At 66.7% G+C, this 12,058-nt stretch carries 11 protein-coding genes; 1 reads left to right on the top strand and 10 read right to left on the bottom strand.

Going from position 1 to position 12,058, the window contains the following annotated elements; all coding sequences use genetic code 11:
* Positions 1 to 10 precede the first annotated feature (10 nt).
* From ACWDTS_RS02750 to ACWDTS_RS02705, 10 genes are all read right to left on the bottom strand, one after another.
* Positions 11 to 862, bottom strand: a complete 852-nt coding sequence (locus ACWDTS_RS02750; RefSeq protein WP_450109661.1) for an SDR family oxidoreductase — start codon at positions 860 to 862, stop codon at positions 11 to 13.
* 86 nt (positions 863 to 948) lie between these two features.
* Positions 949 to 2,484 carry an acyl-CoA synthetase gene (locus tag ACWDTS_RS02745; RefSeq protein ID WP_450109692.1) on the bottom strand — a complete coding sequence of 512 codons (1,536 nt, stop codon included), beginning with the start codon at positions 2,482 to 2,484 and terminating at the stop codon, positions 949 to 951.
* Positions 2,485 to 2,572: 88 nt separating this feature from the next.
* Positions 2,573 to 3,802: a CaiB/BaiF CoA transferase family protein gene (locus ACWDTS_RS02740; RefSeq protein ID WP_197255059.1), complete on the bottom strand. Its 1,230-nt coding sequence runs from the start codon at positions 3,800 to 3,802 to the stop codon at positions 2,573 to 2,575.
* Between the two features lie 51 nt (positions 3,803 to 3,853).
* Positions 3,854 to 5,521, bottom strand: a complete 1,668-nt coding sequence (locus ACWDTS_RS02735) for a thiolase C-terminal domain-containing protein (protein WP_197255057.1) — start codon at positions 5,519 to 5,521, stop codon at positions 3,854 to 3,856.
* A gap of 38 nt (positions 5,522 to 5,559) precedes the next feature.
* The gene (locus ACWDTS_RS02730; RefSeq protein WP_197255048.1) at positions 5,560 to 5,802 is read right to left on the bottom strand and encodes a hypothetical protein; all 243 of its coding nucleotides are present in this window, start codon (positions 5,800 to 5,802) and stop codon (positions 5,560 to 5,562) included.
* Between the two features lie 82 nt (positions 5,803 to 5,884).
* Positions 5,885 to 7,063, bottom strand: a complete 1,179-nt coding sequence (locus ACWDTS_RS02725; RefSeq protein ID WP_450117541.1) for an amidohydrolase family protein — start codon at positions 7,061 to 7,063, stop codon at positions 5,885 to 5,887.
* 55 nt (positions 7,064 to 7,118) lie between these two features.
* On the bottom strand, positions 7,119 to 8,339 hold the full coding sequence (locus tag ACWDTS_RS02720; RefSeq protein ID WP_450117540.1) for a cytochrome P450: 1,221 nt from the start codon (positions 8,337 to 8,339) through the stop codon (positions 7,119 to 7,121).
* Positions 8,340 to 8,377: 38 nt separating this feature from the next.
* Positions 8,378 to 9,844 (bottom strand): aldehyde dehydrogenase family protein, encoded by a 1,467-nt coding sequence (locus ACWDTS_RS02715; protein ID WP_307846449.1) that lies wholly within the window; start codon positions 9,842 to 9,844, stop codon positions 8,378 to 8,380.
* 31 nt (positions 9,845 to 9,875) lie between these two features.
* A complete protein-coding gene (locus tag ACWDTS_RS02710) occupies positions 9,876 to 10,736 on the bottom strand; it encodes a mycofactocin-coupled SDR family oxidoreductase (RefSeq protein WP_450117539.1) in 861 nt (286 codons plus the stop codon).
* A gap of 148 nt (positions 10,737 to 10,884) precedes the next feature.
* A complete protein-coding gene (locus ACWDTS_RS02705) occupies positions 10,885 to 11,073 on the bottom strand; it encodes a ferredoxin (RefSeq protein ID WP_197255042.1) in 189 nt (62 codons plus the stop codon).
* 287 nt (positions 11,074 to 11,360) lie between these two features.
* Between ACWDTS_RS02705 and ACWDTS_RS02700 the strand changes: the two genes are divergently transcribed.
* Entirely contained in the window at positions 11,361 to 12,050 is a 690-nt protein-coding gene (locus tag ACWDTS_RS02700) for a TetR/AcrR family transcriptional regulator (protein WP_197255040.1), read from the top strand.
* Positions 12,051 to 12,058: the final 8 nt, after the last annotated feature.

Raw genomic sequence — 12,058 nt, 5'->3', positions numbered from 1 at the left:
GAGACGCGGGCTACTTTTTCTTCGCGTTGTTGAACCGGCGCATCGCGAGCAGGTAGGCCGGAACCTTCCGGATCGGCACCGGACGCGGCCAGTCGCTGCCGCGGAAGAAGGGTTCGCTGCCGCCGTCGACAACGACGACCGACCCGCAGAGGAAGTCCGCGGCCGGCGACAGCATGAACTCGACCCACTCCCCGATCTGCTCCGGCTGACCGAATCCGCCGATCGGCACCGGGAAGTCCCGGACGCGGTCGGCTTCCGGGCTGTCGAGCTGGGCGGTCAACAGCGGTGTCTCGATCGCCCCGGGTGCGATCACGTTGAGGCGGATCCCCGCGCCGGCCCACTCCGGAGTCACGGCCGCGCGGCGCACCCAGTGGGTGACCGCGAGCTTCGAGGCCGCGTAGGTGAACGTCGGGCCGGCCGGCTTGATCCGGCACGCCCGCTTGACGGCCTTCTCCAGGTCCCCGGCGAGGAATGCCTTCACCGCCGACATCGGGGCGGCCGGAACCGTGGTCGTCGAGTTCGACCCGAAAACGACGACCTTGCTGTTGCCGGCTGCGGCGAGGGTCGAGCGCCAGCCCTCGAGCAGTTCGACGACACCGCGGAAGTTGACCTCGGCGATGACACGCTCCCGGCCCGGCCCGGGACCGAGCCCGGCGGCGAGGACGGCACCGTCGAGGTGCCCCTCCGCCAGTTCGAGTGTCTTCGCAATCGCGGTGGCGCGACCTTCCGACGTCGACAGGTCCGCGACGACGTCGCCTTCCTTCAGGTCGATCCCGATCACGGTGTGACCGGCGGCCCGCAGACGATCCGTGCTCGCCTTACCCATCCCGGAAGCCGCACCGGTCACCGCATAAACGCCCATTACCATCCCCTCGTCGCCTTCGGTTTCCAGGGACGGTACCGTCCGGCGGATCGTTGCCGACAGCCGGTACGCAAGGGATGACGTTCCTACTGCGCGACGCCGGTGCCCTCGTACCGGGACAGCAACGCACGCTTGAGGATCTTGCCGCTCGGCAGGCGCGGCACCTCACCGAACTCGACGGTGCGCGGCACCTTGAAATGCGCGAGCCTCTCCCGCGCGTAGCCGATCAGCTCGGCCGCGAGGTCGTCGTTCGCGACGGTCGCCTCCGCCGGAGTCACCACCGCGTGCACCCGCTGACCCATCTCGTCGTCGGGCAGCCCGATGACCGCCACGTCGAGGACCGCCGGATGCATGGTCAGCGCATCCTCGATCTCCTGCGGATAGATGTTCACCCCACCGGACAGGATCAGGTCGGTGCGCCGCGCCGACAGATAGAGGTAGCCGTCCTCGTCCACGTGCCCCAGATCGCCGAGCGTGCTCCAGCCCTTGTCGTTGTACGCGCCGGCGGTCTTCGCGGCGTCGCCGTGATATTCGAACCTCGGGGTACCGCTCATCCAGATCGTGCCGATCTCGCCCGGAGGCAGTTCGTGTCCGTCCTCGTCGCAGATGTGCACCTCACCGACGGTGGGCCGGCCCACGGATCCGCGGTGCGCGAGCCATTCCGGCGTGGAGATCATGAAGAACCCGTTTCCCTCGCTCCCCGCATAGAACTCGAGGATCTTGGGGCCGAGCCACTCGATCATGCGTTCCTTGACCTCGACCGGACACGGTGCGGCCGCGTGGATCACCACGCGCAGGCTCGACAGGTCGTACCGCGCCCTCGTCTCGTCGGAAAGCTTCAGCATGCGGACGAACATCGTCGGCACAACCTGGGTGTGGGTGACCCGGTACCGGTCGATCGCGGCGAGCGCGCCCTCGGCGTCGAAGTGTTCCATGACGATCGCGGTTCCACCGTTGCGGACGGTGCCCACGGACCATCCGAGCGGGGCCGCGTGATAGAGCGGTCCAGGACTCAGATACACGCTGTCCGAACCGAATCCGAATGCATTCCGCATCACCGCATCGATTCCCAGCCCGGTTCCGAAGGGCGCGCCGGTCAGCTCGGGCAGAATCCCCTTGGGCCGACCGGTGGTTCCGGACGAGTAGAACATGTAGTAGCCCTCGACCTCGTCGTCGATCGGCGTCACCGGCAGCGCGGCTGCCGCGTCGGCGAGCGACTCGGCTCCGGTCGCCGACCTCCGCCCCACCGTGAATCGTGTTTCCACAGCAGGGTTTCCGGAGTCGACGACCGACGCGAGCCGGTCGAGGTGTTCGGAGTGGACCAGCACGCGGGCACCGCAGTTCTCGACGACATAGGCGGCTTCGTCGTCGGCGAGGTGCCAGTTGACGGGCGTGTAGAGAAGTCCCGCTCGTTGCGCCGCCCAGACGACGGGGAACATCTCCAGGCAGTTCTCCATGAGGATCGCGATGTGATCGCCCGCCTGCAGCCCCCTCTGCCGGAAGAGGTGGGCGATACGGTTGGACGCGTCTTCGAGTGCGCGGTAACTCAGTGTCGCGCCGCTGCCGGCCATCACGATCGCGGGCTTGTTCTCCTCGGCCGCCGCCAGATCCGTCAGGTTCATCGCCGTCACGGCAATCCCTTCACGAGGGCCGCCGTCGTGACGGGCGGCCGGAACACGCACTCAGGACAGTTGGAAAGCGGGGATGTACCTAAGTGACGGCACCCGCGATCTTCAGTTCGATGAGCTGCTCGTCGTCGAGTCCCATCTCCCGCAGGATCTCGTCCGTGTGCTCGGCGAACTGCGGAGCCCGCGACATCTTCACCGGCGCGTTGTCGAACTTGACCGGACTCGCGACCAGCTTCTGCGGTTTGCCGTCCGCGTCGGTGATCTCGACGATCCGTCCGTTGGCGATCAGCGCCTCGTCGTGTCCGAGTTCCCAGCCGTCCTGGACCGGGGCCCATTGGCCGGAGATGTCGCGGAAGACCTCGAGCCACTCGTCGTAGGTCCGCTTCGCGATCGCCTCGGCGAACCAGTCGCCGATTTCCTGGGAGTGCTCGAAAATCGCTTCCATCGTGGCGAATCGGGGGTCGTCGACCAGATCCTCGCGACCGAGCGCGGCAACGAACTCGTTCCAGTAGCGAGTCGGTTGCAGCATCGAGAACTGCAGCCACCGGCCGTCGGAGGTGCGGTACGAACCGCTCAGCGGGTTGCCGGGCGCGGCCGTCGTGCGCCGCACCTTGGGCAGCGGGCCGCCGAGGAACAGCGACAGGTTGACGGAGAACTGGGTTGCCCATGCGCCGACGGCGAGCAGCGACACATCCACGACGGACGGCTCACCGGTGCGTTCGCGCCCGGCGATCGCGGCCGCGATACCTCCGGCGATCGTCATTCCCCCGATGTTGTCGCCGTAGGCGCCGGCCGGCATGAACGCCATGTGATCGGTGTCCGGCGGCATGACGCCGTCGGCACTGCCGGCGCGGGCCCAGAACGCCGTTGCGTCGTAGGCACCCTTGTCCGCGTCCGGACCCTCGGAGCCGAAGCCGTTGCCGGTGACGTAGATGATGTCGGGATTGATGGCGCGGATGTCGTCGACGGTGAGGCGGAGCTTGGCGAGCGGACCGGGCAGGTAGTTCGTCAGGAACACGTCGCTGCTGCGGACGAGGTTCTCGAGGATCGGTCGCGCCTCGGGCTTGGCGAGGTCGAGTCCGATGCTGCGCTTGCTGCGGTTCGGGCCCTCCATGATCGGCGCGAACGACGAACCGGCCTGGCTCGCGGCGAGTCCGAGCACACGGACCAGACCGCGTTGCGCGTCGCCGGTCTCGGCATGCTCCACCTTGATGATGTCGGCGCCCCAGTCCGCGAGTACCGCTCCGGCGGCCGGAACGAAGGTGAACTGGGCGACCTCGAGGATTCGGATGCCCTCCAGGGGACGGTCCATGACGACTCCTGATCGTGGATGGGTGGAATGGTGGCCGGGTGGTGAGGCGATCTAGCCGGTGCGGAGCAGGACGGCGCCCGACGGCACGCCGCCGCCGGCGGTGACGACTGCGACCTCCGGGTCGGCGACCTGCAGTCCCGGCGCCTGCCCTCGCAGTTGCAGCACGGCTTCCCGGAAGAAGCCGTAGCCGTGGGTGCGGCCGGCGGACAGCTGCCCACCGTGCGGGTTGAGCGGGAGGCGTCCGTCGATCGCGATGCCCCGCCCGCCGTCGACGAAGTCCCGGGCACCGCCGAACTCGCAGAATCCCAGTGCCTCGAGCCACGACAACGCGTTGAACGTGAATCCGTCGTACAACAGGGCGACGTCGACGTCCTCGGGACGCAGATCGGTGCGACTCCACAGGTGCGCCGACGGACCGAGGGATTGCGGCAGGTGCGTGAGCGTGCCCTGATCCCACGACAGGTTCTCGAGGATCTGGGTGCCCACCGCCTCGACGAACACCGGTGTGTGGGGCAGGTCCGGTGCGGTCTCGGCGGCGGAGACAATCACCGCGACCGCACCGTCGACCGGGACGTCGCAGTCGAACAGCCCGAACGGCGTGGAAACCGTTCGGGCGCCGAGATAATCGGTCATCGTGATCGGATCACGATAGACCGCTTCGGGATTCGAACCCGCATTGGTTCGCGCGTTGACAGCGATTGCACCGAGCGTCTCCTTCGCGTCGCCGTAGCGGTGGAAGTAGTGCGACGCCTGGCAGGCGATCCAGTTGGCCGCCGATATGGCACCGAACGGATGGCGGAACTCGAACATGCCCGCCGCCCGGCCGATTCCGGCCTCCCACTGTCCGGACCGCACCAGTTCCGAATGCGTCGACTCCCACACGGTGCGGTAGCACAGCACGTGCCGGCACAGTCCCGACGCGACCGCCAGCATCGCGGCGATGATGGACCCGTTCTGCCCGGGCAGGTCGCCGCCGCCGTTGACCCAGGTCGGGCGGATCCGCAGGGACTGCTCGACGGGCATGATTCCGCCTTCCGAGATGCCGCCGACGGCGGCACCCGGATAGGTGGACAGTCCGTCGATGTCGTCGACGGACAGGCCCGCATCCGCGATGGCCTGCAGGCACGCGTCGACCGTCAGCGTCAGCGGATCGACCATGAGCCGACGGCCGATCCTCGACTGCCCGACCCCCGAGATCACGACACGGTCCTCGAACTTGCCGGAGGTGACCGGCGGGCGCAACCGGGCCCGGTAGTTCTCCGGTTCCGGCAGCGTGCCGGGCTCACCGTCCGCGTCCGGGTCCGGTTCGAACAGCGGCAGCCAGATCTTGTCGCTCACCTGCTCGAACACGACCCGCACCTTCGTCCCCACGGACACGTCCGCGGGTTCACACCCGACGATGTTGGTCGTCAGGCGGACGCTCGAATCTTCTTCGAGCGCAACGATCGCGACGACGTACGGAGGCGGGAGATCCGGGAGCCACTGCTGCACGTTGATCGTCACACCCACGACGACCGCGCGGCCCGAGACCGCTTGCAAGGAGATGTCGCGCCCCCTGCACTGCGGGCACAGCACCGTCGTCGGGTGCATTCTCTTGCCACAGGTGCCGCACTGCGCCACTCGCAGGACCCGGTCGGCTCCCGAGGTCCAGAACTCGGACGTCGCCGGGGTCGGCTGCGGCAGGGGCCGTCCTGTGGCGACGACGGTACTTCGGCTCACGTATTCTCCATCACCCGGTTGTCGGAACTGCACGGTCGTCAGAATTCCACGGAATTCGGTGCGCTGACGCGCTTTCGAACTTCGATCATCGCCGCGAGCCGCCGCTCCATGTCGGCGCGGGACATGTGGATGTCGTCCCCACCCTCTCCCCTGTCCAGCCGTGCGAGCCGGTCGCGTTCGGCGGCGATCTCTTCGTCCAGCAACTCGCCGGCCAGGTTCCGCGTGAGCAGGTCCTGGTCGACCCAGTCGTCCTCCGGCAGCTGGTCGATCGGTTCGGCCATGTCGATCCTCCGAGAGTGCGCGGGACGCGCCGGTGTGCCTTTGTGGCGGTGGGAGCCGCCATTTCGGCACACCGGCGGAAATTCAGAGACGGGGGAAGTTCAGCAGCCGGCGGGCGTTCAGTTCGACCATCTTGTGTACGTCCTCGTCCGGAACGTCGAGCATGGCGTCGTGCACGCGCTTGCGGCTGTTCGGCCAGTTCGAATCGGAATGGGGGTAGTCGCATTCCCAGGTGATGTTGTCGATCCCGATGGCGTGCCGGTTGTCGATTCCGAACTGGTCGTCGATGAAGCAGCCGAAGATATGTTCGGCGAACAACTCCGACGGCCGCGCCGACTGGTCGATGTTCTGGTAGAACCGGTGCTTCTCCCAGGTCTGGTCCATCCGCTCCAGCAGGTAGGGCGCCCAGCCGATTCCGCCTTCGGACATCATCACCCTCAGGTTCGGGTGCTTGTGGAAGACCGGGGAGAACAGCAGATCCGCCGTCGCGTACATCGAGTTGCACCCGAACAGTGCGATCATCACGGCCATCGGGGCCTCGGGTGCCGTGATCGGCGCCTGACCGGACGTGCCGAAGTGCATGCACAGCGGCATTTCCGCCGCCTCCGCTGCCGACAGCACCGGATCCCAGTGATCGGTATGGAACGACGGCAATCCCAGCGGCACCGGATTCTCGGGGAAGGTGATCGCTTTCGCTCCCTTGGCCGCCGTCCGCTCGATCTCGCGCACGGATTCCTCCACCGACCACAGCGGGAGCATCACGATGGGGATCAGCCGGTCGGGGGCGGTCGGAGACCACTCGTCGAGCATGTAATCGTTCCATGCCTTGACGCACAGCAGGGCGAGTTCCTTGTCCTCGCCTTCGAGGAACACCGTGCCCGCGAACCGGGGGAACGAGGGGAACGCCAGTGCCGCCTGCACTCCGTCGATGTCCATGTCCAGCACGCGTGCGCTCGGGTCGTAGCATCCCGGGAGCATGTCCTCGTAGCGTGTGGGTTCCACGCCGTACTGTTCGGGCTTCTTACCCGCGACCGCGTTCAGGCCGATGTACGGGTAGATCCGGCCCTCGTACTCCCATACCTCCGCCAGCCGGGTTCCGGCGGGTGCGCCGGGGACCGGGAAAAGACCGCTCGGCATGGCCTTTTCGATGATCTTCGGGCCGGCCTCGAGGAACTTCGACGGCAAGCGGTCCGACCACAATCGCGGGTGTTCGATCAGGTGATCGTCGGTGGAAATCAAATGCATGTGATCTTGCAGTGGCATGATGCGTCTCCCGGGTTCGAAAGGTGAGCTGGTGGAAACGGCACGGCAAGTCGGACTAGCTGTCCCACAGGAGTGGGAGCGAGGTCAGACCGAGCTGACCACCGGTTTCGAAGAGCTCCGCGTCCGGAGCGAGCCGGTAGTCCGGAATCCTCTTGTGCCATTCCTCGAGTGCGATACGCAGCTCGCGCCGCGCCAGATGCGAACCGAGGCAACGGTGTGGGCCCCCACCGAAGGCGATGTGATTGTTCGGCGACCGCGTGATGTCGACCTCGGTGCCGTTCTCGAAGACGGCCTCGTCGCGATTCGCCGCGGCGAGTGCGAAATTCACCATGTCGCCGGCCTTCAACGGGCAGCCCAGCAGCTCGGTGTCCTTCATGACCTTCCGCGCCGGCACCACGATGGCGTACGCCCGCAGGATCTCTTCGACCGCATCCGGGATCATTTCGGGATCCTCGACGATGCGGGCGCGGTCCTCCGGATGCGTCGCGAGGTGGTAGAACGCCCAGCCGAGCGTCACCGACACGGTGTCGAGACCGGCCATGAACATCAGCAGGCAGAACGAGAGCAGGTCCTCGTCGCTGACGGGCTTGCCGTCGATCTCGAATTCGAGTGCCTTGCTGACGATGTCGTCCTTCGGCTCGGCGCGTCGCTCGGTGATGGTCGTGTAGAACCGTCCCATCACGGCCTGCATCGCCGCGACCTGAGCGGCCTCGCGCGCTGCGAGATCGTCGTCCGAGGCGTGGAGAATCGCGTGTTCCCACTCCATGAACTGCGGTAGTTCCTCGACCGGGAGCCCCATCAGTTCCAGGAAGATCGAAGTCGGGAACTGCTGGGCGAACTCGGCCATGAACTCGGTCGCGCCGCCGCCCTTCGCCTGGATCCCTTCGACGAGCTCGATCGCCCGCTCCCGCACCTTCGCGTCCAGCTTCTCGGTGGTCTTCGGGGAGAACAGCGGACCGAGTTGCTTCCGCCACTGCAGATGCTCGTCACCGTCGAGCATCTCCGGAATCCACTTGAACGGCGGATTGGGGTCGAGCGGGGTCACGACGCTGTTGGAGAACGTCTCCGCGTCCTGCATCACCTTGAGGATGCCCTCGTAGTTGGAGACCGTGTAGTACCCCGGTCCGAATTCGTTCCGGAAGATCGGCGACTTCTCCCGGAACTCGTCGTAGCGGGCGAACCATTCACCCACCGGCTTGTACTCGGCGTAGTTGAAGTTGTGTACGGGACACTTGCCCGCGGGTGGCGTCGTGGAGGTGGGTTCCGTCTGGGTCATGATCGTCCTTAGGTGGAAGTCGACGAGAGCGCGGGCCGTCAGCCGCGGGCTGCGCTCCAGGTGATGGCCTTGGTCTGCAGGTACTCCTCGAGGCCGGCCTCGCCCCATTCACGACCCAGGCCGGACTGCTTATATCCCCCGAACGGAATGTGCGGGGTGACTCCCCCACCACCGCCGTTGAGCGAGACGAAACCGGTACGAATCCGCCGGGCGATGGCGAGTGCCCGTACGGGGTCGGAGGCGTACACGCTGCCGCCGAGGCCGTACTCGCTGTCGTTGGCGAGGCGCACCGCGTGGTCGTCGTCGTCGAACGGGATGATGACGCCGACCGGGCCGAAGAACTCCTTCCGGGCGATGTCCATGGAGTTGTCGACGTCGACGAACAGCGTCGGTTCGACGAAGAAGCCCTTCTCGAGCGCCGGGCGACCACCACCGAACGCGATCTCGGCGCCCTGTTCCACACCGCTGGCGATGAGCGCTTCGACCTTGCTGCGCTGGGCTTCGCTGATCAGCGGCCCCATCACGGTGTCCGGTTCGGCGGGATCACCCACCTTGACCATCGACAGTCCTGCGCTGACGGCCGCGACGAGCTCGTCGTACCGGGAGCGATGCACGAGGGTGCGCGTGAACAGCGCGCAACCCTGTCCCGCATGGGTGATCATGTTGCCGATCACGGATGTGGTGACGGCGGCGAGATCGGCGTCCTCGCAGATGATGTTCGGGGACTTGCCACCGAGTTCGAGGACCACCTTCTTCAGGCTCGGCGCGGCCTGCTCGTAGACCTGGCGACCGACGGTATCGGAGCCTGTGAAGCTGACGAGATCGACCTTCGGATTCGTGGTCAGTTCCCGGCCGGCGTCGATGTCGCCCGTCACGATGTTGAGCACGCCCGCGGGAAGGCCTGCCTCGTCGGCGATCTCACCGAGGACGAAGGCCTCGAGCGGGGTGGTCGGGGCGGGCTTGAGAACCACGGTGCAGCCGGCGGCGAGGGCCGGTGCGAGCTTCATGATGTTGAGGAACAGCGGGAAGTTGTACGCCGAGATGAGCACCGCGACCCCCGCCGGTTCGCGGACCACGATGCCCTGACCGATCCCGTCACCGATGGTCGGCAGAACCCCGCGCTCGAACGAGAAAGTCGGCAGGATGCGGTCGGCCATGTCGCGGAAGTGCTGCAGCGGAATGCCCACCTGCAGGTACTCGGCGAGCATCCGGGTCGAGCCGGACTCTGAGATGTTCAGCTCCACGAGCTCGGCGCGACGCTTGTCCAGCGCGTCGGCCATTCTCAGCATCACCTGAGCCCGCTCGCGGGGCGACATCGTCGGCCACGGGCCCTCGTCGAATGCGCGCCGCGCGGCGTCGATGGCGCGACTCACCTCGCCGACGGTGGCCTGCGGAACCCGGCCGATCACTTCCTCGGTCGCCGGATTCAGGACGTCGAGGACGACATCCGACTCACTGTCGACCCACCGGCCGTCGATGTAGAGCTTCGAGATGTTCTGTGCCACGGGAGTTCTCCGGATTCTCGGTGGATGTCGTTCAGAAGGAGGGCTGCTGCGGGCGGTTGCGGACGTAGCCGCCGGCGTCCACGCGCATCTGCATGCCGGTGACGTATCGCGACGCATCGGAGAGGAGGTACAGCACCATCTCGGCGACATCCTCGGGTTCGACGTACGGCACACCCATGTTGGTCATCACGGGGAAGACGGGCTCGGCGTCCTCGCGCGTCGGCGACTCGAGATCCGGACGGAACTGCCGGTACATGATCTCGCTGTGGAGCATGGGGGTGCTGACGTTGGTAGGATGGACCGCGTTCACGCGAATTCCCTTGGGGCCGAGGACCACTGCCAGGTCGTTCACGAAGGCGGCGATCGAGCGCTTGGCGAGCGCGTATCCGAGGCCACCGGCCCCGTTCGTCGGGTTGTCGGTCGACCCGGGAAGCAGGGCGGCGAGGCTGCCGGTCGCGACGATCGAACCACCGTCGGCCAGGTGCGGGAGGGCGGCCTCGACGGCGTTGACGACGCCGACGAAGTCGATCGTGAACGCGTCGAGGAAGGCCTGCGGATCGTCGGTTCCGAGGGGGCAGATGCCGGCCTGCGCGACGACACCGTCGATACGGCCGAACTCGGCGACTCCCGCCTCGACCGCGGCGGTCAGCGCCTGACGGTCACGCACATCGGCGATCGTGGAGAGCATGCGGCCACCGGCCTCTTCGACCAGCCGCACCGTCTCGGCGAGATCCTCCGGCGTCGCCATCGAGTAGGCGTTGGTCTTGATGTCCTCGCAGAAGTCGACGCCGACGATCTTCGCGCCCTCCTGCGCGAGCCGGACGGCGTGCGCGCGGCCCTGCCCACGGGCGGCGCCGGTGATGAAGACGACCTTGTCCTGTACACGTCCCATAGTTGTTGTCCTCGTTCGGAATAGGGCGGTGGGTGGTGACGGAGCACTGTGGTTCGAAAGCACTGCGGTTGTGAAGCAATGAAGTTCGTGGGCGAGGTCGGACCGTTGTGAAGGAATCCGGTGCCGCCGCCCGGCGGTGAGATCTGGGTCAGTGAAGGTAGATGGCGTGTTCGGGGCATGCCGCGATTCCGGCGGTGATCCGCTCGTCGATCGGTTCCTCGACCTCCACGTCGAGCGGGAGGGCATAGCCGAGATCGTCGATATCGAACACTTCGGGAGCTACGGCGTAGCAGCGGGCATGTCCTGAACATTTGTTGGTGTCGACCGTGAGCTTCATTGGATCCTGCCGTTTCGACGTGGGCGGTGCGTGCGGAGAGCACGACGCACGACCGCTGGAAATCCGACTCATCGTGAGACTCAAACCGCGCAGAATCGCACGTCTTGAGACTTTCGCGTTCGATCGTAGCTAGAATCGTCCATATTGTCGAGACCTAGGTCACATAGATAGATAGGTAGTGACCCCCACACACTGTTCGCGTCGCACAGGCGCCCGGCCGCCTCCGCCGTTAGAGTGGCCGCATGCCGTCGCAGACATCCCACTCGCTCCCCGCCTGCGATGAGAGCGTGCGAACCCGACTCGTCCGTGCCGCCGACGAGGAGATGCGCATCCAGGGCACCACCGCGATCACGATGGCCGCCGTAGCGGAGCGGGCCGGGGTGTCGCGGGCGACGGCGTTCCGCCAGCTCGGCAACACGTCCCGCATGATCATCCTGGTCGGCATCCATCGAGCCCGGAACCACATCGCCCGTACCCGCGAGATCATCGCAGCGCAACCCGACATTCTCGGAAAGATCGAGGACGTCCTGGTCTACACGACGCGCGAACTGCCCGAGGACCCGGTCATCAGGGCATTGGTGGCGCAGCATTCCGCCGCCGTGCTGGACGAGGACATCCGGTCGCTGACCGACGAGATCTCCGGTCCGGTCCTGCTCGCCGGTCAGGCGGCCGGCGTCATCCGCACCGACATCCCTGTCCGGGAGATGATCGACTTCCTCCTCGAGCAGACCTATCTCGCGGCGGAGTACCCGGACCGATCCGAAAAGGCCGCGCGGCACCGGTTCCGGACGTTCGTCGCGCCGGCTCTGCGCCCCCAGCCCGCGTCGGACACCGCAGCCGGACCGCCGCTGCACCCGAATGCGGAACTCGATCGGGCCCTCTCCGCAGCCGCCGACGCGATCGCCACCGCCCGGGACGCGGCGGTACGCATTCGTTTCCGTCTCGAGGGAATCGACGAGCGGTTCGGCGACCGCTGATCGCCCGC

This window comes from Rhodococcus sp. NPDC003383 (assembly GCF_053589115.1).
Note: the sequence above shows the minus strand (reverse complement) of the source record. Positions and strands in the feature narration are given on the sequence as shown.